Here is a 24,752-nt window from a genome sequence, read left to right on the forward strand (position 1 = left end):
GCTTCTATTGATAGCCCTACAAAACAATTCTCTCGCTAATATGAAAACGTTTTTCTCGGTTGGGAATAGATCTTACTTGAATAAAAACAATTTATTAGATTAAAAAATTCGGTGTTTGATTGGTATAATAGTCAACCTAGTCACAATGCAATTAAGCCATAAACTAGGCTGGCGGAATGAAAAATACCCCTGTTAAGGGGCTAATTTTGACGCTGAAAGAATCGCTAAATTAAGTTTGTTTTATTATGGGCAATATTAGCTTATTTTTTGAAATAGTTGCCTTAGCAAACTTAACGGCGTGCGTGTAGGCCTATTTTGCTTATTTACTGGAGATCTGAAAAGAGTCCCAGTACTTGGGTGAATATTTATCGCAGATCCATCCCTTAGAAAGTTAACTTGTATTGTTCGACTATCGCCATTCAGGGTGGCAATGATATTTATAGAACCTTCGACTAAGCTGCTGATTTCTAATTCTGTATTTCCATATTCATCAGTCAACTTAATTGGTGAGATAATGGCATTTGCTGCTTCAAAGTGAACGTGTGCTCCTGCGATGCTTTGTCGGCTATTATTCACAATATGCAGTTTAATTTTGTTTTTACTGATCCCATCTGCCAATGCATTGTTTTGAATGATATCGACGCTACCAATAAATGACTGGCTAATATCGGATTTAAAGTTATATATTTCATTAATTTCTGTACCATGCTCAATATTTGCTTTTATTGCATAACTTCCTGATACCAAACTAGTAAATTGAATGGAAGCTTCACCTTTACTGTTAGCGATGATGCTATGGGATTGTTCAGAAACTGATTTTTCTGCCTGAGCCTTCCACATAAAATGATTAAGTAATGAATAATATCCCGTATTTTTTTGATTAATAGAATTAAGATTTGCAGGCAATGTGAAATTGACTTTCGCATTGGGTACTGGGTGGCCAAGAGTATCTTTAATTACTACAGTGAATATATTTGTATTTTTACCATCAGCGACAGCATTATTTCTTTTTGCGGTATTCTTATGGGTGATAGTGAGAGCGCCTGTGTTGGTAACTTCAATTAACGTTTCTGCTTGTGGGGAAACATTTCCGTTAATGTCATAAGCCGTCACGGTTAAGCGATAAAGATTGAGTTGTGAGTTTTTAAATGAATGATTGGCAATTTTATAAGACGGTAGTTTTACTGAACTTTCTCTGCCATTAAGGTGTATTTCCCCCCCAGCGGCTATCAATTCAGGGGCTTCTATCACTATTTTTTCTAGCGGGTATTTCGTGGTTAAATTGCGGATAATAGAAAGTTCTTCTCCTGTCATACCCTGAATAACTTTCGGTAATGATAATGAAATTAAGCTTTTCTTTTGGTATTCCAACACAATATTGTTATTACGGTTAATAAAATCATAGCGATTGGTGGAAATATGGCGAGTGGCCGCTACCGCCGAAGTATCAAGATGTTGCGCTAAGCTCCTTCCTAGCAACCAATTAAACGCCACTTTTGCATTTGTCTCATTTGTTCCACTATTGCCTATTTTATGTTCTGCATTTATTGCGAGCAGGGGAAATGGAGACCAATTGACGCCGACGGTAGCCGCCATTGGGTCTTTCTGGCGCTCATTTTTGCCAAATAAAGCGACGTCATCTCCGTAATATTGTTCCAGTTTTAGGTTTGCGCCTAAATTCGCATACGTGGGTAGCCAACCTTCAAGTTGAATATCCCAGCCGTTGGCGGGGCGTGCGTTATAATCATCGGCTAATTCGGATGCACTGCGCCAAGTCGATAGTCCCAAATAGCTATTCGCACTCATTCGAACGTAATCTTGAGCATATTCCACACCAAACCCTAAGCGCGAATGGTAATGGGATAAATCATGATCAAAGAAAGCATTTACCCCTATCATGCTATTTTGTTGGAAATGACGTAAACCAATACCGTTATTGGTCTGTAGCCGGCCATCAGTGCGGTGAATACTGTGCTGAGAAAATAACAACAAATCTTGTTGTTCATACCAAGGTATTAACCAATCTAATTGAGATGTCTTAATTGACAATTTTTTATCGAGATTAATATTTAGCCTGGCATTACCGGCTTTGGATAACCAATGTGTTATTTCATCCGTCGCCATATTTGCGGCTTTATGGCGAGCGTAATCTTGTGCCATATCTGCCAGATTTTTGGTGTTTTTTTCTTCAGAAGCAAAGTTTGCGGCATTTTGTCCATATTCCGCTAAAAAACGTTCAGTACTATCTTCAGGTTGGGTTCCTTCAAATTGAATGGCCTGACCACCGAGTGTCGGCAAATCGTCCAAATGAGGGATTTGGGCATAACTTGGTGCGACAGGCACAATAGCTATTGAGCACATAGCCGTAGAGAGTACCAAACGGTTCGGTAGCTTGGGTTTCAATTTTGACGAAGGGGCATTCATCGGACATATTCCTGATATCAATATTAACGTTACAATTGTCAGGGCTGATAGCAAGATGTGCTTGTGAATTTATTGGACTTAAAAGGAAGCGAAATTTTTACAGTGGACATTTTTGGAATGGTAGGTTTATTGCTTGATGAATCCTATTTTTTTAGACTCCCTCCGAGCCGGAGGGAGTACGCTAAAGGACGTGTTTAAGGCGTGACTAAAATAGTTATTGTCTGGCTTGGATGCCCATTGATTGAAGCTATAATGTCAAGGTTACCAGTGGCCGGTAATGTTAAGTAGGTAGAATAATCTCCATCACTGTCTTCATACCAGCCAAGGATATTAGTGTTATAGCGACCAAGATCGATATTTTTAGGGTTTATCCCCTCAAGTGTGTTACCAAAGGCATCGCTGAGTGTGACTGTGATAAGTACGTCATCGCCTATTTTCACGTTATTCGTGGTACTTGTTGTGATTTCGACTTTATCAATAACGCCAAGTTGGCCATGAGGGCCGCTGCCATCAGAGTTAATCGCATTAATTGTCAGTGGTGGATTCACCGTGAACGTATGCTGAGGTGACGTTTTTCCATGTAAAGAAGCGCTAATGGTGTAATCCCCGGACATTTGGCCTGCAAGTAACCCGCTATACTCACCTAAATTAACCGAACTCTCTTCAATCTCGACAGGAACTTGTTTATTGCCAATATTGACCATGATGATCCCATCAGCGCCAGAAACTGGATTGTTATTTTCATCGATTAGCTTGAGTACAATAGCTGTCTCTTTACCTGCATAGGTCGATTGAGTATTTAAGATCTCAATTTTTTTCAAGCTTCCACTAATAAAATAGACAGCAACGGTTTCACTGTGGCCATTTACGGTAGCGGTAATCTCACTGATACCACTTGTCATACTGGTGAGTGGCATCTCAATAATTCCTTTTTGATTTGTCACCCCTTGAGCGCTAATTTTTCCACGAGTCGCACTAAAATTGACTGTTTCTCCTGATATGGGGTTACCCTTTGAGTCAGTGATATAGGCTGAAACCATATTGGCTGTTTTACCATCAGCCAATGCTGCTGTTTGAACGACTCTCAAACTTTGTATTTGTGCTTGGCTAGTCGTTGCAGTATTCGTGCTGGTCACATCAATCAGTGTTTCACTTGTCGGTGATGCATTACCGTGAATATCATAGGCAATACCACTTAAGCGATAACGATTCAATTTCTCACGTTCTGAAGGTGTTGATGCCGTTTTATAAGTGGGTAATTTTACGGTAGCATTTTGACCCGATGAGCTAATAACACCACCGGCAGCGAGTAATTCAGGTGCATTCCAGACAATTTTTTTCAGTGGGTGTTGGGTTATCATCGATTGTACGAGCGGTAGCTCTTGTCCAGCTTTACCTTGAATTTTTGCCACGAGCTTCAATTGAATTTCAGTTTTCTTTTGATAATCAAGAACAATATTGTTATTGCGATTGACGAAATCAAGGCGGTTACCCGAAACACGTCGTGATTCACCGACTTTAGCAGGGTCAATTTGCTCAATAAAATTCTTATCAAATACCCAGTTAAATTGCACTTTGGCACTGGTATCTTGTAATCCGCTACTTATTTTGTGATCGGCGCTAAAGGTGACAAGAGTGAAAGGGGTCCAATTCATACCGATAGTCGCGGCAGCAGGGTCTTCTTGAAGTTTATTTTTCCCCATTAAAGCCACATTATGGCCGACATACTGTTCAAACTTAAGGCTACCTCCCAGTTGCGGGTAATCCGGTAGCCATCCTTGTGCTTGTACATCCCACCCACGAGCAGGACGCGCATCATAAGCGCGAGTTAGCTCAGATGAGCTGCGCCATGACGAAACGGGAAAATAGGTATTCGCGCTGAGTTTTAAGTAATCTTGCCAGTATTCAGCCCCAACGCCTAACCGGGAATGATAATGTGAAAGGTCATGATCAAAGAATGCATTGACACCCACGGTGCTCTGCTCGTTGAAATGACGCAAACCAATCCCATTATTGCTTTGCAACCGGCCATCTGTATTGTGGATACTGTGCTGGGTAAATAACAACATATTAGCTTGTTGATACCAAGGGATGAGCCAATCAAAATGACTGTTTTTAAGCGATAGTTGCTTATCAAAATTCAGGCTGACTTTCACATTACCCGCTTTTGAGAGCCAATGAGTAATTTCCTCTATTGCGGCGTTAGCTGCTTGATTACTGAGATAACTTTGTGCCATTTGTGAGATTTCATGGCTATTTTTTTGTTCTACAAGCCATGTTGCGGCTGTTTTACTGTATTGCGCTAAGTTACGTTCACCATCGTTACTTTCTAGTTTTGGGATAGGACTCCCTAAAAGCGGGAGTTCATCCGGTGTTAGCATTTTTGCATCGCTGGGCAATGTTGACATAATAGCTAATGAGCCGGTCGCCACCAATAAGGCCAAAGGTGCCGGAAATTTCTTTTTAGAGCAAAGCATTAAATATATTCCTAGATTAGATATTCACTTTTAGTATTGTGGAATATGCGGTGTAAAAAACACTTGGGAATTAATTGGACTAATACAGAAAAGGGATTTGTATATTGGAAGAAATTAGGAATAGCCGATTTTTATTTATAATTGGAACATATTGAATAATAGACGAATAAAATAAAGAAATTTTCAATTGGAAAAAATCTTACCATAATAAAAACAAAAGATTAGATGAGGTATTATGGAATTAACATTTCTAGGAACTAGTGCTGGCGTGCCGACAAAAGAGCGTAATGTCACCAGTATGATATTAAATTTAGTCGGTATCCGTAAAAGCTATTGGTTATTTGATTGTGGAGAAGGGACACAACATCGCATTTTAAATAGCCCATTTAAAACGCCAAAAATTGAGAAAATATTTATTACCCATTTACATGGCGACCATATTTTTGGTCTCCCCGGTTTGTTATGTAGCCGCTCAATGGGTGGGGCAACAGACCTACTGACTGTTTATGGTCCAAAAGGGTTAAAAAACTATATTGAAACGGTATTAGCCGTGAGTGTGTCTTATATGACATACCCGTTGGAAATCGTTGAAATTGAAGCTGGGCAGTTATTTGATGATGGGGAGTTAATTGTGACGGCTTATGCTCTTGACCACCGTGTTGAGTGCTACGGCTATCGTATTGAAGTACATCCAAAAAGTGGTGCATTAGACGCAGTCAAATTAGCCAATGACAATATTCCTCGCGGCCCTTGGATGCAAGCACTCAAAGCGGGTGAAACCATTGTTCTTGATGATGGGCGAGTCGTGAATGGGGCTGATTACCTTGGTGAGCCTATTCCCGGTAAAGTCGTTGCGATTTTTGGTGATACTCAACCGACAGAACAAGCACTGGAGCTTGCGAGAAATGCCGATGTGATGATCCATGAAACCACCTTAGAGGCTGAATTTGCTCAAAAAGCCAATGAGCGTGGCCACTCGACTACGGTACAAGCGGCTGAGCTAGCACGCGCGGCAGGGGTTAAGCGTTTTATCGCTACCCATATTAGTGGTCGCTACGTGAGCGAGGATATACCAAGATTGCTTGCAGAGTGCCAATCGGTGTTCCCTGCAACAGAAATCGCAGAAGACTATTTAACCGTGAAGATTTAATGTTAGCGGGCAAGATATTGTCCGCTAAACCTATTGGCGATTTTAATAAATCACTTTCACAAAGCCATTACGGCAATATGTTTCATATTCATCAGAAAGCTGCCTATTTGTGACTATCACATCAAATTGTGATAATTCCCCCATATTTGCGGTAGCGACTTCATCAAACAGGTTATAGGGAGCTAATAAAATCTTACGGATAGATTTTTCCATCGCTTTTTTCTTCATGGGTAAATCATCAAGATTATAGCAAGTTACGCCAAAATTCCCATGTACACCGGCCGCTGAAATAAAGGCTTTTTTCGGGTTGATTGAATCCAGTAATGAAGGGAGTGAAGGGTTGTAAAAAGAGTCACTTTTAGGGCGATACTCCCCGCCACACAGTAGCGCGGTCGCATTTTTTTTCTGGCTAAGGGCGAGAAAAACGTTATGAGAGTAACAAATACCAGTGAAATTAATCTCTTCGGGGATGAGTGAAATCAAGGTGGCCATTTCAATGCCATTATCAAAGAAGATCACATCATCTTCAGTTACCATGCTTGCTGCAAGATTAGGAATATATAATTCTTCAGTTTGATCTGGCGTAAAAACATCCGCATGCGGCTCTTGGGTAACTAAATTGGCAGGTTGGGTAACAGAAACAATATAGCCGCCAAGGAGCGACATTGGGATGGGGCCTTCGGTGTCAGCGCTTAGGTCTCGTCGAATAGTCATTTCTGAGACTTCGAGTATTCTAGCTGCTTCTTTTAAATGAATGCGTCCTGAGCGTTTTAAACATTCACTTAAACGGCGAAGGCGTTCTTTTTGTTTAGTTTCTATCACCCTACAATCCTTTTATGAGATACAAAATTGGCGCGGTTAGACCGCGCCCATTGACTTAATAGTCACTTGGTTTGGTGTTATTGCCTGTGACAATGGCAACACTCGCACTTGCACCTACACGGTTTGCACCCGCTTCAATCATTTTAATTGCTGTTTCGCGGTCACGTACACCACCGGAGGCTTTTACACCGACTTCATCGCCAACGACTTTACGCATCAGGGCGACATGGTGTTCAGTTGCACCCATTGTACTGAAACCTGTTGAAGTTTTCACAAAACCGACTTTAATTGTGCGGCAAATTTCACAAACTTGTGTAATTTCTTCATCAGTTAATAGGCAGTTTTCTAAAATAACTTTTAATGTTGCTTTACCGCAGGCTGCAAATACCGCTTCGATATCACGACGGACAAAGTCTAAGTCGCCACTTTTTAGCATGCCAATGTTGATAACCATATCGACTTCATCAGCGCCACGGCGGACAGCTTCTGCGGCTTCAAATGCTTTGGCTTCAGTTAAGCATGCCCCTAGTGGAAAGCCTACCACACAGCAAACTTTAACGTCGCTGTTTTTTAAAAGTTCGCTGGCTAAAGGAACATAACCTGTGTTCACACAGACAGATGCAAAATGGTGCTCTGCAGCTTCTGTACACAGTTTAATAATATCGCTGACAGTCGCATTCGCAGCAAGTAAAGTGTGATCAATATATTTTGCTAAGTCTTGCATTTTCAACTTTCCTATATAAATGTGGGATAGACAACAAAGAATGAGGAAATGTGGTAGATATAACACTTGATCATTCGTTATTCGAGATCCTAATCACAAATGATATTTTTGCAACATGATAATGTTACTATCATATCATTATGTGATTTATTTAACACGAGGGACATTATGGATATAGCAGTTATTGGTTCAAACATGGTTGATTTGATCACTTATATCGATCAAATGCCAAAAGAAGGCGAAACGTTAGAAGCGCCAGCTTTCAAAATTGGTTGCGGTGGTAAAGGTGCGAACCAAGCGGTTGCTGCTGCTAAGTTAAATTCAAAAGTGATCATGCTAACCAAAGTCGGTGATGATATTTTTGCAGATAATACGATCCGCAATCTAGAGTCTTATGGCATTAACACCCGTTATGTGGAAAAAGTACCTTGTACCTCAAGTGGTGTTGCGCCAATTTTTGTTAATCAAAATTCATCAAATAGTATTTTGATCGTCAAAGGGGCGAATAAGTTTTTATCCCCTGAAGATATCGATCGCGCAGCGGAAGATCTGAAAAAATGTAAATTGATCGTCCTGCAATTAGAAGTCCAGCTTGAGACGGTTTATCACGCAATTTCATTCGGTAATAAACATGGGATCCCTGTGTTACTTAATCCAGCGCCTGCACAGCGTACTCTCGATCTGGATTTTGCCTGCCGATGTGATTTTTTTGTCCCAAATGAAACTGAACTCGAAATTTTAACCAATATGCCAGTCGACACGATGGATAACATTCGTCGTGCTGCGCAGTCTTTACTGGATAAAGGGTTAAAAAACGTCATCGTGACATTAGGGGAAAAAGGGGCGTTATGGATGACCCGCGACAGCGAGTTACACATACCCGCAATTAAAGTGAATGCGATTGACACCAGTGGTGCAGGGGATGCCTTTATCGGCTGTTTCTCTCATTACTATGTCCATACGGGGAATATTGAAGAAGCACTGAAAAAAGCTGTGATGTTTTCGGCTTTCAGTGTAACAGGGAAAGGCACTCAATCTTCTTATCCAAGTGTTGAGCAATTTAATGAATTTGTGCAAATCAACACAGCTAATGAATAGCTAAATAATAATAGTCCAACGTAGCTATATACCCTTTGAATAATTAAGTGGTCATCAGAGCCGCATAGCCACTCATCGGGTATAAATTATAAAAATATAAGGGTTACTATGAACATTAAGAACATCACTCAGTTACCGGATGGCTACCTGAGTAAGACTCCTCTATTCCAATTTATCCTATTATCGTGTCTGTTCCCATTATGGGGATGTGCTGCAGCATTAAATGATATTTTAATCACACAGTTTAAAAGTGTCTTTGAACTCAGTAACTTCGCCTCTGCTTTAGTGCAAAGTGCATTCTATGGTGGTTATTTCTTAATCGCTATTCCAGCGTCGTTAGTGATCAAAAAAACCAGTTATAAATATGTCATTATGGTGGGGCTGATCCTATACATCGCGGGTTGCAGTATGTTCTTCCCTGCGTCTCATATGGCGACTTACACCATGTTCTTGGCTGCTATTTTCGCCATTGCGATTGGTTTAAGCTTCCTTGAAACCGCAGCGAATACTTACAGCTCAATGATAGGCCCTAAACAGTACGCCACATTGCGTTTAAATATTAGCCAAACTTTCTACCCAATTGGCGCAGCTGGTGGGATCTTACTGGGTAAATATCTGGTATTTTCCGAAGGAGAGAGTTTACAAAACCAAATGGCGGGAATGAATGCGGAACAAATCCATGAATTCCGTTTAGCCATGTTGGAAAATACCCTCGAACCTTACCGTTACATGATTATGGTATTGGTGGTGGTAATGATTTTATTCCTTATTACCAAGTTTCCTAAATGTAAAGTGGCAGAAACGCAAGATCATAAGCGTCCTACGGCGTTAGAAACTTTAAAATATTTAGCGAAAAATAGCCGGTTTAGAAAAGGAATTATCGCCCAATTTTTATATGTCGGTATGCAAGTGGCTGTGTGGTCATTTACCATTCGTCTCGCATTAGAGATGGGGGATATTAACGAACGCGATGCCTCAAACTTTATGGTGTATAGCTTTGCCTGTTTCTTTATTGGGAAGTTTATCGCCAATATTCTAATGACTCGCTTTAATGCAGAAAAAGTCCTAATTATCTACTCGGTGATTGGGGCGTTGTTCCTGATTTATGTTGCGTTTATTCCGAGTTTCACTGCGGTGTATGCAGCGGTCATGGTGAGTATTTTGTTTGGACCTTGCTGGGCAACCATTTATGCAGGTACTTTGGATACCGTTGATAATGAGCATACCGAAATGGCTGGGGCGGTCATTGTGATGGCGATTGTCGGTGCTGCGGTTGTTCCTGCCGTTCAAGGCTATGTCGCAGATATGCTGCACTCATTACAACTTTCATTCCTCGTTTCCATGCTGTGCTTCGTGTATGTCGGTATTTACTTCGTTGGTGAACGCCGCTTTAAAGCCAAACAAGCTGCAAAATAGTGCTCAAATTGGGTAGTGTGAGCTACCCAATTCCATTTATCTTATTAAACCGTGAGTATGAAAATGAATACATTGATACCTCTTCACAAAAGCTTATTTACGGAAAACCCGACGCTTATTTTAAAAAATAACCAATTTACTGCCACTGCATTTCGTTACCAAACTGGCGTGGAAGGGCTACGAATTGAAAATCAGCAAGGGTATTTAACGATTTTACCTTTTTTAGGACAAATGATTTGGGATGCACAATTTTGTGGCCAAAATCTGAAAATGGAAAATATGTTTTCAGCGCCAAAACTGGTTCCAACGGTAGTTGAAACCTACGGTTGCTTTGCATTCCATTCAGGTTTAATCAGTAATGGTTGCCCTTCTCCAGAAGATTCACATCCATTACATGGGGAAATGCCTTGTGCATCAATGGATAGCGCTTGGCTGGAACTGACAGGCGAAAGTTTGAAAGTTGTCGGCGAATATGAGTATGTGATGGGTTTTGGTCATCATTATCGTGCGACACCGTCAGTGCAATTAAACTCAGATAGTGCATTATTTGATATTCATATGTCAGTCACCAATTTAGCATCGGTGCCTATGCCTCTCCAATATATGTGCCATATGAATTATGCTTACGTGGAGAATGCAACATTGACACAAAATATCCCCGAAAATGCGATTAAATTGCGTGAATCAATACCAGGGCATGTTCAGCCAACTGAAAAATGGCTCGAATTTAATGAAGCGCTGAAATCTGGCAAAGTCACATTAAATCAGCTTAATCAGCCACAAATGTGTGACCCTGAAATTGTGTTTTTTATGGATGATCTTAGCCAATATACCGCAACGCCTGAGTTTAGAATGGTTTCACCCGCAGGAGATACGTTTGTAACGCGTTTTAAATCTAATGAGCTAAATTATGCAACTCGTTGGATTTTGTATAATGGTGACCAAAAAGTTGGCGCATTTGTACTCCCTGCAACTTGTCGTCCAGAAGGTTTCCTTGCGGCGAAAAATAACCAAACACTGATTTGGTTAGAGGCAGGGCAAACTCGTGAATTTACTGTCACTACTGGTGTTGAAAAGTAGTTTTTTACTTTAAAAAGGCAGCACATTGCTGCCTTTTACTCATATTGCTGACATTCTTCTTCTAAATCGCGTAGAAGCGCCGCGGCATCATAAACTAATGTTTTTTCCCCATCAGACTGCATCATCAATGCAACCTTAATATTTGCTTCATGCATATCAGGCAGAATTTCTGTCATCAGGTGTTTAAGGGTAAATAGCATTGGCGTAAAATTTGCCCATTCACCCGTTAAACACAACTCAACAAATGCTTTGGCAGGCCATAGGGGGAGAAAAAGACATTTTTCATCATTCCATGCGGTAACGAGATTTTTCCCATCACCGAGGCTCCATACCTGTTCCCAGTCAGCGATTTTACCGACAAAATAGTTATACTGTTGGTATGGTCTAAGCGCATGGACATTTTTTATTTCTTTATCATTTGGGGAAAATAGGTTGTTATTCATTATTGGATAATCTAAAAAGTACCTGATAATTATTGGGAAAATTATCTTTATAATTGTTATCTTAATAACAAGATAACGAAAAACAATACACAGTAAAACAAATAAAAATAAGATCTATCAGGTAAATTTTAGGGCGGTTAGAAATGATAGAAGCATTACTTGAAAAATATGCGATTGGTATGACCTTAATTGCGACTTTTCTCGCAACCTATTTAGCTTTTGAGATTGTACATAAACGCCGTAAGCATAAACATAAGCGCAAAAGTATTTTGATCAATGTGATTCAAACTGTTGTGCTGTGTGGCGTGGTTATTGTTATTGCTCAATATGTAGACATGGCCGCAAAAGATTTTGATTTAACCTTTATTTCCACTTCTCTGGTTAATTTTATTACCATCTCATTGATTGCATTGATTTTAATGCGAAAACTGTTCCAACTAGCGAACCGACTAGAAAAAGCACAGATTAAAAAAGGCAGTGACCCCACTTCGGCGCGTATTGTTGCCCGCGTGTTTAAAACAGCGATATTTGTCATTATGGTACTGCTGTTTGGCGAGCATTTTGGGATGAGCCTTTCTGGTTTGATGGCGTTTGGCGGGATTGGCGGTATTGCTATCGGTATGGCCGGTAAAGATATCCTGAGTAATTTTTTCTCTGGGTTAATGCTCTACTTTGACCGGCCCTTCAATATTGGCGATTGGGTCAGTTCACCGGATAGAAACATCGAAGGCACGGTAGTTGAAATCGGCTGGCGGATCACTAAAATTATTACGTTTGACCACCGTCCGCTATACATTCCCAACTCGGTTTTTTCTTCTATTAGTATGGAAAACCCGGGGCGCATGACTAACCGACGTATCAAAACTGAAATTGGTTTGCGTTACGAAGATTCAGACAAAATTGGAGCTATTGTCGATGATATCCGCACGATGTTACAACAAGATGTGAATATCGATACCAGCCAAACCTTATTAGTTTATTTCGATGCTTTTGCCGACTCTTCGTTAAATATTATGGTGTATTGCTTTACCAAAACAACGGTTTGGGCTGAATGGCTAGCCGCACAGCAAGCGGTGTATTTGAAGATCATTGAGATAGTTAAACGCCACGATGCTGACTTTGCATTCCCATCACAGACTTTGTATGTGGAAAAAAACAACTAACGTCCCATTACGGATAAATTGACCGATTAATTTGTGGTGTTCACAGGGTTAATTGGTTAATTTATCTTTTTATTATCTTTATGACGGCCTGAAGTATGGGGGAGTGGGGTGTGATGAGATAGAATTTTTATGCTATTAACCAGTGGCTTATAAAATATATTCGACTTTCCAAATCTTGCCCTCTTTTCTTACCATGCTAGTCATTTCAATTCCCTGATCTATCAAGTATATTGTCCGCCTCTTTTCCTCAGCTAACTAAGAGCCAGACTGCTATGAACAAAATCAATGTGGCATGTAGCCAGGGGGTCGCAATCTATTTCACTAATGAATTTCAGTGGGTAGATATTCGCGATGCACAGTTAAACAATATTGCCGCTGTCGTGCTATCTGAACAAGATGCCAACCAAGGGCTGTGGGAAAGAGTTGTTGAGAGTCAGCTGAGTATTCCGCTGTTTATCATTAGTGATAAACAGCTGCCAACCGATGAAAATTTACCGCCTTATTTGACGGCGCTATTAGCACCCGCCCCCGCTGCTCGTGAAGAAAATAGTCGTCAATTACTCGATGCTGCGAATCAATATCTTGAGCAGTTATTACCGCCATTTTTTGCTCGAATGATGGATTATGCTGCGGGTCATAATGTCACTTTTGCCTGCCCAGGGCACCAAGGCGGCCAATTTTTCCGTCGCCACCCAACAGGGGAGCAGTTTTATCAATTTTATGGTGAAAACCTGTTTCGTACCGATTTATGCAATGCCGATGTGGCAATGGGCGATTTATTGATCCACGAGGGCGCAGCGAAAGAGGCACAAAAATTTGCCGCGAAAGTTTTCAATGCGGACAAAACTTATTTTGTCTTAAATGGCACCTCATCATCCAACAAAGTCGTGCTAAATGCGCTATTAACACCGGGTGATTTAGTTTTGTTCGATCGTAATAATCATAAATCAAACCACCATGGGGCGCTGATACAGGCGGGGGCAACACCGGTCTACCTAGAAACGGCACGTAATCCTTTTGGCTTTATTGGCGGTATTGATGCGCACTGCTTCGATGAAAGTTATTTACGTGGGCTTATCCAAGAAGTGATGCCTGAAAAAGCACAAGCCCAACGGCCATTTCGCTTAGCGGTGATCCAACTTGGAACTTATGACGGTACTGTGTATAACGCAAGGCAAGTGGTTGATAAAATTGGACATTTGTGTGATTACATTTTATTTGATTCTGCGTGGGTGGGGTATGAACAATTTATTCCAATGATGCGCCAGTGCTCGCCATTGCTACTTGAATTAAATGAAAATGACCCCGGTATTATGGTGACTCAGTCAGTTCATAAACAACTGGCTGGTTTCTCACAAGCGTCACAAATCCATAAAAAAGATAACCACATCAAGGGGCAAGAGCGCTTTGTTTCACACAAAAAACTCAACAATGCTTTTATGATGCACGCTTCGACGAGCCCATTTTATCCCTTGTTTGCCTCTTTAGATGTCAATGCACGTATTCACCAAGGTGATGCAGGCAAAATGATGTGGATGGACTGCGTGAAAGTGGGGATTGAGGTAAGAAAATCGATACTTCAGCACTGCCGTTATTTTAAGCCTTTTGTCCCTGAAATCGTTGATGGCAAGTTATGGCACGAATACCCAACAGAGCAAATCGCTGCTGAACAACGCTTCTTTAACTTCATACCGCAAGAACGTTGGCATGCGTTTGATGGCTATGCACAGGACCAATACTTCGTTGACCCCTGCAAATTGATGCTAACGACGCCAGGTATTGATGTCGAAAGTGGAGAATATGACGCTTTTGGCGTGCCTGCGACGATTTTGGCGCATTTTTTACGTGAACACGGCGTGATCCCTGAAAAATGTGACTTAAATTCAATTTTATTTTTGTTAACACCCGCAGAAACCCGTGAAAAACTGGAACTGCTAGTATCCCATTTAGTCCGTTTCGAACAGTTACTGGATGAAGATGCGTTATTAGAAGATGTATTGCCTTCGGTTTATCAGCGTTATCAAGACCATTATCAGGGCTATACATTACGCCGTTTATGCCAAGAGATGCACCAACTCAGCGTTAATGACAATATTAAACAGCTGCAAAAAGAGATGTTCCGTAAAGCTCACTTTCCGGAAGTGAAAATGGCACCTCAACAAGCACATTTAGAGTTTATTCGTGGTAACTGTGAATTATTGCCATTAGATGAATTGGAAGGGCGTATTGCCGTTGAAGGGGCATTACCGTATCCACCGGGCGTATTATGTGTCGTACCTGGGGAAGTATGGTCGGGGCCAGTACTGCGTTATTTCAAAGCACTAGAAACGGGTATTAATGCATTACCGGGCTTTGCTCCTGAGTTACAAGGTGTGTATATTTCGAAAAATGAAGGTGAGAAAAAACGTGTCTATGCGCATGTTTTAAAATAAATTTCTAAGTATTCAGATATTAAGCATAGATTTTACCTTGCTAGCTGGTTAAATTGGGGTCAGTGCCATTTCTGACTCCAATTTTAATAAGGTAAGGTATGAGCAAAAAAATAATCCTCGATTGTGACCCCGGCCATGACGATGCTATCGCGTTATTACTGGCTTATGGTAACCCTGACATTGAATTATTGGCGGTAACAACCGTTGCTGGTAATCAAACCCTCGAAAAAGTCACTCATAATGCACTGGCTATCGCTGAAATGGCGAAGATTAGCGGTATTCCATTTGCTGCGGGCTCGGTACGCCCTTTAGTTCGGGAAATTGAAGTTGCGCCTGATATTCATGGGGAATCAGGGCTTGATGGGCCTGTATTACCGACACCAACATTGAAGCTTGATGAAAGACATGCAGTTTCACTGATTATCGAAACCATTATGTCTCACCCGCCTAAAACGGTGACTTTAGTTCCTACTGGCGCATTAACGAATATTGCGCTTGCTGCTCGTCTTGAGCCTCGCATTGTCGAACGAGTTAAAGAAGTGGTGCTGATGGGAGGGGGCTATCATGTTGGGAATTGGAGTGCGGTAGCTGAATTTAACATCAAAATTGACCCAGAAGCGGCTCATATTGTTTTCAATGAAAAATGGCCGTTAACCATGGTGGGCTTAGACCTTACCCATCAAGCGCTAGCAACTCCTGATGTAGTGAAACAAATTGCTGCGATTGGCAGTGATTGTTCACAATTTGTCATCGAACTACTGGATTTTTTTGGGAAAATGTACAAGCAAGCTCAAGGCTTTGATGCTCCGCCAGTACACGACCCTTGTGCGGTTGCTTATGTTATTGACCCTAACGTAATGACCACACAAAAAGTGCCTGTAAATATTGAACTGACTGGGACGCACACGTTAGGCATGACGGTGGCTGACTTCCGCCATCCTGCGCCTGAAAATTGCCATACTCAAGTTGCTGTTAAATTAGACCATCATAAATTTTGGCAGTTGATTATCAACGCATTAAAAAATATTGGGTAATAAATGGATAATGAAATAGAACAAATGCCTTATGAGGCATTAATTGAACGTAGCATGAATGCGTTACAGGCCAAAAACCAATTTCATTGTGATACATGGAAATTAGATGAAGCCGATTGGTCAGTGAACCAAGACGAAGGAACCATTATTTTTCATGCGCCTGACAATATAATGGTAACAGCGCCCGTTCAAATTGTTGGTACTTATGACCAAAGCCAAGGCAGTTGGATGTGGAGCTGGGCAAACAGTTCTATCGACAGCGCTTTAACACAAGATGCAATCGCGGTGAAAGCTTATGGCGAGCGGAAAGACAACGCATTATTAACCGCCCGCATTAGTCAAATCGAGGAGTATGAGGCATGGCAATTAACGGCATTGGCTTGCGAACTCAATAATCAGCAAGGGGTGTACCGTGGAATTGCGGGGCATACTTTGGTATTTATGACATTTGGTGAAGTTTCTCTTAAACAAATTTAGGTTGTATTGGTGCTTTATCTCTGGTTGATAAGGCATTTTAGCGCCTTTATTCCATAGCCTATCCGTTATACTCATTTTCTTTTTCAATGAGGAGCTTGGTCATGTTAGATATTGCACTCGAAGCTGCTAAATTAGTCAAAACCATGACAGTAGACGCTTTTGAAGGGGCGGGAAAGTTTGATTATAAACCCGATCGTTCCGTAGTTACGGAAACGGATACCCGAGTTGAAGAAGAAATTAGGGCATTCTTTGCACAAAAAACACCGAATATCGCTGTTTTAGGTGAGGAGTTTGGCTTTGTCGGTGAGCAGCAATTCAGCTCTGGTTGGGTAATTGACCCGATTGATGGTACGCGTGCATTTATTTATGGAGTGCCGTTATTTAGTACGTTAATTGCTTATGTGGAAAATGGGGAACCATTACTTAGTGTGATTAGTTTTCCCGCGATATCCACACTCTACTTTGCCTCACAAGGGGAAGGGTGCTGGGTGCAAACAGCTAGTCAGGCTCCAAGACAGCTTAAACTCGAAAGCCAATCGCCTAAATCATTATCAGAAGCAGTGGTAAGCGCATCAGGCATTCATAATAGTAATTATAATTCCCGAGAAGGGTCGCAAATTTATCATTTGGATGCGGTTGTGGGTCAAGCAAGGGATTTCATTTTTGCTAATGACGCTTATCAGCATGCCATGGTTGCCAGCGGTCGCATTCATGGTGCGATTGATACCATTATGAAACCTTGGGATAGTGCGGCACTTATTCCGTGTATCCGAGAGGCGGGCGGGGAAGTTTGTGCATTAAATGGGCAGCGTAAGCAAGCCATGTTTGCGGGAAGCTTGCTATCAGCCGCAACGCCAGAATTAGCGGAGCAAATTATTGAACTGATGAATAGTTGAAGATGAGAGCGTGAAGATAAGCCTCTTCACGCGATTTAGTTGATATAAATTAGCTAAAATCAAAATGCAAACGTAGTTTTTTGCAATGTAAACAACGGAATAAATAACCTTGAGCAGAGCTATCTTGATGGAGAATATTCGCGAGCTCTGAAATTGAAAAACCATAATCAGCGATATCATTTTCAAGGGAAACAAATTCATCGAGTCTATCTTTGATGTCATCCCAGTAAACATAGCCTATGAATTCACAAGGCTCTTGGCAGTGTGCGAGCCAAATTTCTTGTTGCCACCCTTGATAGCCCGGTGTTCGTTTAATTAGTTCATCAAACATTTCAGTAGGGTAGGGGTTTAGAGTATGTGAAAACTCGCCGTCCTCGTCATATTCGCAATCAATACCTTCAACACTGGCAGGGTCTTGAAACTCACCATCAAATTTTGCACTAGCAGAACCATCAGCAATACACCAAGGACACAAAGCATCAATATCCTCAGTAGAATAAAACGGGCTTTCATAATAAATATCAGTAGGTTGCTTACAACAATCACAGGTCACTGTTTTATCCGTCAGAAAAGCTTCTGTTTCAATAGGGTTCGGGTGGTACCTAAATGTAGGGAGTGTTCGGTTATTGAGTGGCATATACAGTTCCTATTAAAGGTTGCGCGAGAAGTAAACCAACTTTGGGAAAGCATACCATAAGGCTGCTTGATTATATCTTTCGGTTTTATTCCATGGTGAGTTTCAGATAATGCACTTCATTCAGTTAATTTGAATGAATTGAGCTATATTATTAGCTTTAACCTAAATAACATTGTCGATATGATGCCTTCATCGCAGACAACAAGGGTTGTCTCATCGAATAAAAAATGAAGGAATTAGACTATGAACATGTTAAAAACTTTGATGGCAGCTTCTGTATTATCTTTCGTCGCATTTGGCGCATCAGCAGCAACAATCACCGCAACAGGTGATACGCTAGCTTCAACAGAAGCGAAAATTGCAGCTAAAGCTAAAGCAGCGGGCGCAGATAGCTATACAATTACCAGTGCTCGTATGGGGAATTTTGTCACAATGAGCGCAGAAACTAAATAACGAATTGTATGAATTCATCTTGTTGAAATATTTTTGATGAAAAGTGGTGTTTTAGGCGCGATAAGCAGATTAAATACCACTTTTGTTTTATCTGAACCCACATAGAGTACTTTTCTAATCATTGAGGAGTCGTTGATATGAGTTTCAAATATAACCGCCTAGATAAAGATAATGCAGCTGTATTACTTGTTGACCATCAAACGGGTTTGTTATCGCTAGTTCGTGACCAAGACCCAGATAAATTCAAGAACAGCGTGTTAGCTCTGGCCGATTTGGCAAAGTATTTTAACTTACCAACTATTTTGACTACATCTTTTGAAGATGGTCCTAATGGCCCGTTAGTTCCTGAATTAAAAGAAACATTTCCTGATGCCCCTTTCATTGCTCGCCCTGGTCAAATCAACGCGTGGGATAACGAAGAGTTCGTTAAAGCTGTCAAAGCCACAGGTAAAAAACAGCTGATTATTGCCGGTGTTGTGACTGAAGTATGCGTGGCATTTCCTGCACTGTCTGCACTGGAAGAAGGCTATGAAGTTTTTGTGATCACTGATGCCTCAGGTACATTTAACCCGATTACACGTGATGCCGCGTGGGATAGAATGTCAAAAGCAGGTGCTCAATTGATGAGCTGGTTTGGTGCCGCTTGTGAATTACACCGTGATTGGCGTAATGATGTGGAAGGGTTAGGCACTTTGTTTTCAAACCATATCCCTGATTACCGTAACTTAATGACCAGCTATGCACTGCTTTCTGCGAAAAAATAGTGCGTAACTGGGTATTAAAATGACATAATTGGTTTAAAAATCCTCGATACGACATTGCTCATATCGGGGGTTATTTCGTTAAATTAACTGAGTTCCGCCGCTCATTTTCGTCATCATCGCACTTAATTCGCTCTATGTTATAATAGCCTGCTGTTTTTGCTTGGCTCCTTACTTTTGGGGGCTATCCATTTGATTTCAATACACAAGACCACCATGCATCAAAATACCTCAAAACAAGGCTACACCAACCTAAACCGATTTTCCGTTGCGCCGATGCTCGATTGGACAGATCGCCATTGCCGTTATTTTCATCGCTTATTAAGCAAAAACACCTTGCTGTATACCGAAATGGTCACAACAGGGGCGATTATTTACGGAAAAGGGGACTATCTTGCTTTTAGTGAGGAAGAGCATCCTGTTGCGTTACAGCTTGGTGGTAGCGATCCTGCCGCATTAGCGCAATGTGCCAAATTGGCACAAGAGCGTGGTTATGATGAAATTAACCTAAATGTAGGTTGCCCATCAGATCGCGTACAAAATGGGCGTTTTGGTGCTTGTTTAATGGGAGATGCACAGCTTGTTGCTGATTGTGTGAAAGCCATGCAAGACGTGGTTTCTATTCCTGTAACCGTAAAAACTCGTATTGGTATTGATGAGCAAGACAGCTACGCGTTTTTATGTGATTTTATTGAAACCGTTTCTGATAAAGGCGGTTGTGAAATGTTTATTATCCATGCACGTAAAGCATGGTTGTCCGGCCTTAGCCCAAAAGAAAATCGCGAAATCCCACCACTTGATTACCCGCGAGTTTATCAATTAAAACGTGATTTTCCTCATTTGACCATGGCGATTAATGGTGGAGTCAAAACGCTGGAAGAAGCAAAAGAGCATCTTCAACACCTAGATGGCGTCATGGTGGGGCGCGAAGCCTATCAAAACCCGTCTATTTTAACGGCGGTTGATAACCAATTGTTTGGTGAGTACTTTCCTGTCACTAATGGTGTTGACGCTGTTAGAGCGATGTACCCTTACATTGAAAAAGAGTTATCGAAAGGCGCTTATTTAGGCCATATGACCCGCCATATGTTAGGGATTTTCCAAGGTATCCCCGGCGCACGTCAGTGGCGTCGTCATTTAAGTGAAAATGCGCATAAAAAAGGGGCTGACTTAGTCGTTGTTGAGCAAGCTCTCGAGTTTGTGACGCGTGGCGAATAGCTATCATGTGGGGGAAAAAAGCGCCATTTGGCGCTTTTTGCATATTGAGTCGCTTATTATGGAACCAATAAACTCGAACCTTGGGTTTTTCTTGATTCGATAGTGAGGTGAGCTTTTTGTGCATCTTTTAAAGCAAAAATTTGTGATTGCGGCACATCTACATTCACTTTTCCGCTTAAAATCATATCAAATAAGGCATTACTAGCTTGGTCTAGCTCAGCACGGTTAGTCACATAGACACCAAGTGATGGGCGAGTGACGTATAATCCGCCTTTTTGGTTTAAAATTCCTAAGTTTACACCGGTAACAGGACCAGAAGCGTTACCAAAACTCACCATTAAGCCGCGACGCTTGAGCGAGTCTAAAGAAGCAAGCCATGTAGATTGACCCACAGAGTCATAAACAACATTCACTTTTTCGCCATGAGTGATTTCTTTAACGCGAGCTGCGATATCTTCGGTCTGGTAGTTGATGACTTCCCATGCTCCTGCCTCTTTTGCTCTTAATGCTTTATCTGCAGAACCCACAGTACCTATCATCTTAGCGCCCAGGGCGTTTGCCCATTGGCAAGCAATTAAGCCAACGCCACCGGCTGCCGCATGGAATAGAAAGACTTCATCGCGTTTTAATTGATAGGTTTGATGGAATAAGTAATAAACCGTCATACCTTTTAATGAGCTAGCAGCAGCTTGTTCAAAGGTGATGCCATCAGGAAGGTGTGCCACGGCACTTTCAGGGACATTATGGACTTCGCTATAAGCACCTAGAGGGCCTTGCGCATAAACGACACGGTCACCGGGCTTGAAACCTGTGACATGGGCACCAGTTTTCACAACAACACCTGCCGCCTCTGTACCAAGGCCACTTGGTAGCTTAGCAACAGGGTATAAACCGCTGCGAACATAGGTGTCGATAAAGTTAATCCCGATAGCACGGTTTTCTATTTGAATTTCATTATCTGCTGGGTTTGCTGGGGAATAATCTACTAAGTTAAGTACATCAGCGCCGCCATGTTGCGCGAATTCAATACGTTTTGCCATGACAATCTCCAATAAGGACTATTCATTTTAATTACAATAACAATCGTTTTATCATAACGCCATGTTTCAATCAGAAGAATTACAGGTTTGTGCTTTCAGTGATGTATTTATCCTGTGATTACTTTGCGTAAAGACGCAAAGAAAACCACAAAAAAATAAGATTGGCGTATACTAAGCGCAGATCGTTAATTATAGACTTGGATATTAATGTATGGCTAAAAAACCCTCATCAAATTTCAAAACGGATGCCCCACGAGACCACCAAATGGAAGGGTTAAAACTTCCACCACATTCTCTCGAAGCGGAGCAGTCTGTTTTAGGGGGGTTAATGTTAGATAACGAGCGCTGGGATACCGTTTCTGAACGTGTGACTCACGCTGATTTCTTTAGCCGACCCCATCGCACCATTTTCTCACAAATGCAATTTTTGCTTGAGCAAGGCAAACCCATTGACCTTATAACGTTATCGGAATCACTAGAACAACAGGGTGAATTGGATAGCGTGGGTGGCTTTGCTTATTTGGCTGAGCTATCTAAAAATACGCCAAGTGCAGCGAATATTAATGCTTATGCTGACATCGTCCGCGAACGTGCGATTGTTCGCGATATGATATCTGTCGCCAATGAAATTGCGGATGCAGGTTATGACCCACAAGGGCGTAGCAGTGAAGATCTCCTCGATTTAGCCGAAACCAAAGTATTCCAAATCGCCGAGTCAAGAGCGAATAAAGACGAAGGGCCAAAAGGTATTGAAGCCATTTTGTCTGAAACTGTTGAAAAAATTGAGCAACTTTACCAACAACCGCACGACGGCGTTACTGGGGTTTCAACAGGTTACCAAGACCTCGATAAAAAAACCGCAGGTTTACAAGGCTCTGATTTAATTATTGTTGCTGCACGTCCGTCAATGGGGAAAACCACCTTTGCGATGAACTTGTGCGAAAATGCGGCGATGACAGAAGAAAAACCGGTACTTATCTTCAGCTTAGAGATGCCCGGCAACCAAATTATGATGCGTATGTTGGCGTCACTATCTCGTGTCGACCAAACTCGCATTCGTACTGGGCAACTTGATGATGAGGATTGGGCGCGAATTTCAAGTACGATGGGCATTTTGATGGAAAAACGCAACATGTACATCGATGATTCGTCAGGTTTGACTCCCACAGAGGTACGTTCACGTGCGAGGCGTATTTATCGTGAACATGGTGGTTTAAGTTTGATCATGATTGACTACCTCCAATTGATGCGAGTTCCTGCTCTTTCTGACAACCGTACGTTAGAAATTGCCGAAATTTCACGTTCACTTAAGGCGCTAGCGAAAGAATTAAATGTACCTGTGGTGGCTCTGTCGCAGTTAAACCGTAGTCTTGAGCAACGTGCCGATAAGCGCCCTGTTAACTCGGATTTACGTGAATCAGGGTCTATCGAGCAGGATGCGGACTTAATCATGTTTATCTACCGTGATGAGGTTTATCACGATAATAGTGAGCTCAAAGGGGTTGCGGAAATCATTCTCGGTAAACAACGTAATGGGCCGATTGGTACGGTGCGGTTGACGTTTAATGGGCAGTGGTCGCGTTTCGATAATTATGCAGGGCCAGCTTATAATGATGAGGACTAAATCCTCATCATAAATACTCGTCATATTTTGCGCTGTCACGGTGTTGGCTGCACTCGGCTACGCGAGTCATATACTTATGTATGCTTCTTGGATTAGCTCAATCGCCGCCTAGCGACAATGCAAACTATTTAGAGTATTAAAGTTAAACTAGTTTGAATAATTTTTTCTTTATACAGAAACAAGATCGAATGGAAATTGATATTTTTTAGCGTATAACAAATAGAGAATATATTGGGCTGCCAAAGGGCAGCTTAATTTTTAGCGGGTTTAGAGAAAAAGAACGAGGAAACAATGAAAGCGGCAACCGCATTGATAAACCGCCGCGCTCTGCGACACAACTTGCAACGGGTGAAAGAAATTGCACCAAATAGCCAGATGATTGCAGTTGTCAAAGCAAACGCTTATGGTCATGGGTTAGTAGGGGTTGGTCAGGCAGTAGAAGAGCTGGTGGATGGCTTTGGTGTGGCAAGACTCAATGAGGCGCTACTATTACGGCAGCACGGTGTGATAAAACCGATTGTTTTACTTGAAGGTTTTTTTGAACAATCTGACTTGTTGTTAATGGCAGAACACCAGATTGACACCGTGATCCACTGTATAGAACAGCTTGAAATGCTAGAAGCTACCAAATTACCCTATCCTCTTAAAGTTTGGATGAAACTGGATACAGGTATGCACCGCCTTGGCATACTTCCTAAAGATGCCGAAGGCTTTTATCAACGTTTACAACGCTGCCAGCAAGTTCAGCTCCCTATCAATATTGTTAGTCATTTTTGCCAAGCGGATGCCCCCCATTTACCGACAACTGAAAAACAAATTGCCTGCTTTAAACAGTTTATTGACGGTAAAGAGGGTGAGAAATCCATTGCCGCCTCCGCAGGAATTTTACTTTGGCCAGAAGCTCACTATGACTGGGTTCGTCCAGGGATCATGATGTATGGCGCTTCGCCACAAGAAGGGAAAAGTGCAGAAGACTTCGGTTTGCTTCCTGTGATGACACTAAAATCAACATTAATTGCGGTTAGGGAACATGCGGCAGGACAATGTGTAGGTTATGGTGAAACATGGTGTAGTGGCAAAGACACACTGCTTGGTGTTGTTGCAATCGGCTATGGTGATGGTTATCCACGTAACGTACCTTCAGGCACGCCGGTGTTAATTAATGGGCGAAAAGTGCCTATTGTTGGGCGAATTTCCATGGATATGACAGTGGTGGATTTGGGACTAAATGCCGATGATAAAGTGGGGGATGACGTTATTTTGTGGGGAAATCAACTACCGGTTGAAGAAATTGCCACACAAACAGGCATTATCAACTATGAGTTACTGACGAAGTTAACCTCTAGAGTTGCAATGGAATATGTAGACGAATAGCCAGCAAAG

The 24,752-nt window shown here is 41.7% G+C and carries 21 protein-coding genes; 14 read left to right on the plus strand and 7 right to left on the minus strand.

Annotated features, from left to right (window positions below; all coding sequences use genetic code 11):
• Positions 1-255: 255 nt before the first annotated feature.
• Both P3L44_RS02475 and P3L44_RS02480 read right to left on the minus strand, forming a co-directional pair.
• Positions 256-2,424: an inverse autotransporter beta domain-containing protein gene (locus P3L44_RS02475; RefSeq protein ID WP_272661970.1), complete on the minus strand. Its 2,169-nt coding sequence runs from the start codon at positions 2,422-2,424 to the stop codon at positions 256-258.
• 194 nt (positions 2,425-2,618) lie between these two features.
• Entirely contained in the window at positions 2,619-4,901 is a 2,283-nt protein-coding gene (locus tag P3L44_RS02480; protein WP_209102657.1) for an inverse autotransporter beta domain-containing protein, read from the minus strand.
• Positions 4,902-5,136: 235 nt separating this feature from the next.
• Between P3L44_RS02480 and rnz the strand changes: the two genes are divergently transcribed.
• Positions 5,137-6,051, plus strand: coding sequence for a ribonuclease Z (gene rnz / locus P3L44_RS02485; RefSeq protein WP_272661968.1), 915 nt, complete (start codon positions 5,137-5,139; stop codon positions 6,049-6,051).
• Positions 6,052-6,093: 42 nt separating this feature from the next.
• Here the strand turns inward: rnz and deoR are convergent, their stop codons facing one another.
• Together deoR and deoC are read right to left on the minus strand one after the other, a co-directional pair.
• Positions 6,094-6,873: a DNA-binding transcriptional repressor DeoR gene (gene deoR, locus P3L44_RS02490; RefSeq protein ID WP_125892869.1), complete on the minus strand. Its 780-nt coding sequence runs from the start codon at positions 6,871-6,873 to the stop codon at positions 6,094-6,096.
• Between the two features lie 55 nt (positions 6,874-6,928).
• A complete protein-coding gene (gene deoC, locus P3L44_RS02495; RefSeq protein ID WP_272661966.1) occupies positions 6,929-7,597 on the minus strand; it encodes a deoxyribose-phosphate aldolase in 669 nt (222 codons plus the stop codon).
• 168 nt (positions 7,598-7,765) lie between these two features.
• Between deoC and rbsK the strand changes: the two genes are divergently transcribed.
• The 3 genes from rbsK (at position 7,766) to P3L44_RS02510 (ending at position 11,191) form a co-directional block, all read left to right on the plus strand.
• Positions 7,766-8,695, plus strand: a complete 930-nt coding sequence (gene rbsK, locus P3L44_RS02500) for a ribokinase (RefSeq protein WP_102139120.1) — start codon at positions 7,766-7,768, stop codon at positions 8,693-8,695.
• A gap of 108 nt (positions 8,696-8,803) precedes the next feature.
• On the plus strand, positions 8,804-10,111 hold the full coding sequence (gene fucP, locus P3L44_RS02505; RefSeq protein WP_272661965.1) for an L-fucose:H+ symporter permease: 1,308 nt from the start codon (positions 8,804-8,806) through the stop codon (positions 10,109-10,111).
• 63 nt (positions 10,112-10,174) lie between these two features.
• Positions 10,175-11,191, plus strand: coding sequence for an aldose 1-epimerase family protein (locus P3L44_RS02510; protein WP_180359545.1), 1,017 nt, complete (start codon positions 10,175-10,177; stop codon positions 11,189-11,191).
• A gap of 35 nt (positions 11,192-11,226) precedes the next feature.
• Here the strand turns inward: P3L44_RS02510 and P3L44_RS02515 are convergent, their stop codons facing one another.
• Positions 11,227-11,634, minus strand: a complete 408-nt coding sequence (locus P3L44_RS02515; RefSeq protein ID WP_094961411.1) for a DUF2750 domain-containing protein — start codon at positions 11,632-11,634, stop codon at positions 11,227-11,229.
• 143 nt (positions 11,635-11,777) lie between these two features.
• On the opposite strand from P3L44_RS02515, the gene P3L44_RS02520 reads away from it, so the two are divergent.
• The 5 genes from P3L44_RS02520 (at position 11,778) to P3L44_RS02540 (ending at position 17,636) form a co-directional block, all read left to right on the plus strand.
• Positions 11,778-12,797 carry a mechanosensitive ion channel family protein gene (locus P3L44_RS02520; RefSeq protein WP_272661963.1) on the plus strand — a complete coding sequence of 340 codons (1,020 nt, stop codon included), beginning with the start codon at positions 11,778-11,780 and terminating at the stop codon, positions 12,795-12,797.
• A 272-nt stretch (positions 12,798-13,069) separates the two neighbouring features.
• Positions 13,070-15,229, plus strand: a complete 2,160-nt coding sequence (locus P3L44_RS02525; RefSeq protein ID WP_272661962.1) for an ornithine decarboxylase — start codon at positions 13,070-13,072, stop codon at positions 15,227-15,229.
• A 98-nt stretch (positions 15,230-15,327) separates the two neighbouring features.
• Positions 15,328-16,263 (plus strand): nucleoside hydrolase, encoded by a 936-nt coding sequence (locus P3L44_RS02530; RefSeq protein WP_140172632.1) that lies wholly within the window; start codon positions 15,328-15,330, stop codon positions 16,261-16,263.
• A 3-nt stretch (positions 16,264-16,266) separates the two neighbouring features.
• Entirely contained in the window at positions 16,267-16,740 is a 474-nt protein-coding gene (locus P3L44_RS02535; RefSeq protein WP_140172633.1) for a DUF6882 domain-containing protein, read from the plus strand.
• Positions 16,741-16,841: 101 nt separating this feature from the next.
• The gene (locus tag P3L44_RS02540) at positions 16,842-17,636 is read left to right on the plus strand and encodes an inositol monophosphatase family protein (protein ID WP_140172634.1); all 795 of its coding nucleotides are present in this window, start codon (positions 16,842-16,844) and stop codon (positions 17,634-17,636) included.
• Between the two features lie 49 nt (positions 17,637-17,685).
• On the opposite strand, the gene cbrC is transcribed toward P3L44_RS02540, so the two are convergent.
• Positions 17,686-18,273 (minus strand): PF03691 family colicin E2 tolerance protein CbrC, encoded by a 588-nt coding sequence (gene cbrC / locus P3L44_RS02545; protein ID WP_096864603.1) that lies wholly within the window; start codon positions 18,271-18,273, stop codon positions 17,686-17,688.
• Positions 18,274-18,516: 243 nt separating this feature from the next.
• Between cbrC and P3L44_RS02550 the strand changes: the two genes are divergently transcribed.
• From P3L44_RS02550 to dusA, 3 genes are all read left to right on the plus strand, one after another.
• Entirely contained in the window at positions 18,517-18,726 is a 210-nt protein-coding gene (locus P3L44_RS02550; protein ID WP_004260921.1) for a YdgH/BhsA/McbA-like domain containing protein, read from the plus strand.
• Between the two features lie 137 nt (positions 18,727-18,863).
• Positions 18,864-19,490, plus strand: a complete 627-nt coding sequence (gene ycaC / locus P3L44_RS02555; RefSeq protein ID WP_004260919.1) for an isochorismate family cysteine hydrolase YcaC — start codon at positions 18,864-18,866, stop codon at positions 19,488-19,490.
• 213 nt (positions 19,491-19,703) lie between these two features.
• On the plus strand, positions 19,704-20,705 hold the full coding sequence (dusA, locus tag P3L44_RS02560) for a tRNA dihydrouridine(20/20a) synthase DusA (RefSeq protein ID WP_140172635.1): 1,002 nt from the start codon (positions 19,704-19,706) through the stop codon (positions 20,703-20,705).
• Between the two features lie 56 nt (positions 20,706-20,761).
• Here dusA and P3L44_RS02565 read toward each other — a convergent pair whose 3' ends face one another.
• A complete protein-coding gene (locus tag P3L44_RS02565; RefSeq protein ID WP_272661960.1) occupies positions 20,762-21,745 on the minus strand; it encodes a quinone oxidoreductase in 984 nt (327 codons plus the stop codon).
• Between the two features lie 211 nt (positions 21,746-21,956).
• On the opposite strand from P3L44_RS02565, the gene dnaB reads away from it, so the two are divergent.
• Together dnaB and alr are read left to right on the plus strand one after the other, a co-directional pair.
• Positions 21,957-23,369, plus strand: a complete 1,413-nt coding sequence (gene dnaB, locus P3L44_RS02570) for a replicative DNA helicase (protein WP_004260904.1) — start codon at positions 21,957-21,959, stop codon at positions 23,367-23,369.
• A gap of 291 nt (positions 23,370-23,660) precedes the next feature.
• Positions 23,661-24,743, plus strand: coding sequence for an alanine racemase (alr, locus tag P3L44_RS02575; protein ID WP_140172637.1), 1,083 nt, complete (start codon positions 23,661-23,663; stop codon positions 24,741-24,743).
• Positions 24,744-24,752: the final 9 nt, after the last annotated feature.

Source organism: Providencia sp. PROV175 (assembly GCF_032707045.1).
Classification (GTDB): domain Bacteria; phylum Pseudomonadota; class Gammaproteobacteria; order Enterobacterales; family Enterobacteriaceae; genus Providencia; species Providencia hangzhouensis.

Bases quoted from the DNA above. Each gene is read 5' to 3' on its own strand.
- P3L44_RS02475 (WP_272661970.1), bottom strand. From the start codon at position 2,424: ATGAATGCCCCTTCGTCAAAATTGAAACCCAAGCTACCGAACCGTTTG.
- P3L44_RS02480 (WP_209102657.1), bottom strand. From the start codon at position 4,901: ATGCTTTGCTCTAAAAAGAAATTTCCGGCACCTTTGGCCTTATTGGTG.
- rnz (WP_272661968.1), top strand. From the start codon at position 5,137: ATGGAATTAACATTTCTAGGAACTAGTGCTGGCGTGCCGACAAAAGAG.
- deoC (WP_272661966.1), bottom strand. From the start codon at position 7,597: ATGCAAGACTTAGCAAAATATATTGATCACACTTTACTTGCTGCGAAT.
- rbsK (WP_102139120.1), top strand. From the start codon at position 7,766: ATGGATATAGCAGTTATTGGTTCAAACATGGTTGATTTGATCACTTAT.
- fucP (WP_272661965.1), top strand. From the start codon at position 8,804: ATGAACATTAAGAACATCACTCAGTTACCGGATGGCTACCTGAGTAAG.
- P3L44_RS02510 (WP_180359545.1), top strand. From the start codon at position 10,175: ATGAATACATTGATACCTCTTCACAAAAGCTTATTTACGGAAAACCCG.
- P3L44_RS02515 (WP_094961411.1), bottom strand. From the start codon at position 11,634: ATGAATAACAACCTATTTTCCCCAAATGATAAAGAAATAAAAAATGTC.
- P3L44_RS02520 (WP_272661963.1), top strand. From the start codon at position 11,778: ATGATAGAAGCATTACTTGAAAAATATGCGATTGGTATGACCTTAATT.
- P3L44_RS02525 (WP_272661962.1), top strand. From the start codon at position 13,070: ATGAACAAAATCAATGTGGCATGTAGCCAGGGGGTCGCAATCTATTTC.
- P3L44_RS02530 (WP_140172632.1), top strand. From the start codon at position 15,328: ATGAGCAAAAAAATAATCCTCGATTGTGACCCCGGCCATGACGATGCT.
- P3L44_RS02535 (WP_140172633.1), top strand. From the start codon at position 16,267: ATGGATAATGAAATAGAACAAATGCCTTATGAGGCATTAATTGAACGT.
- P3L44_RS02540 (WP_140172634.1), top strand. From the start codon at position 16,842: ATGTTAGATATTGCACTCGAAGCTGCTAAATTAGTCAAAACCATGACA.
- cbrC (WP_096864603.1), bottom strand. From the start codon at position 18,273: ATGCCACTCAATAACCGAACACTCCCTACATTTAGGTACCACCCGAAC.
- P3L44_RS02550 (WP_004260921.1), top strand. From the start codon at position 18,517: ATGAACATGTTAAAAACTTTGATGGCAGCTTCTGTATTATCTTTCGTC.
- ycaC (WP_004260919.1), top strand. From the start codon at position 18,864: ATGAGTTTCAAATATAACCGCCTAGATAAAGATAATGCAGCTGTATTA.
- dusA (WP_140172635.1), top strand. From the start codon at position 19,704: ATGCATCAAAATACCTCAAAACAAGGCTACACCAACCTAAACCGATTT.
- P3L44_RS02565 (WP_272661960.1), bottom strand. From the start codon at position 21,745: ATGGCAAAACGTATTGAATTCGCGCAACATGGCGGCGCTGATGTACTT.
- dnaB (WP_004260904.1), top strand. From the start codon at position 21,957: ATGGCTAAAAAACCCTCATCAAATTTCAAAACGGATGCCCCACGAGAC.
- alr (WP_140172637.1), top strand. From the start codon at position 23,661: ATGAAAGCGGCAACCGCATTGATAAACCGCCGCGCTCTGCGACACAAC.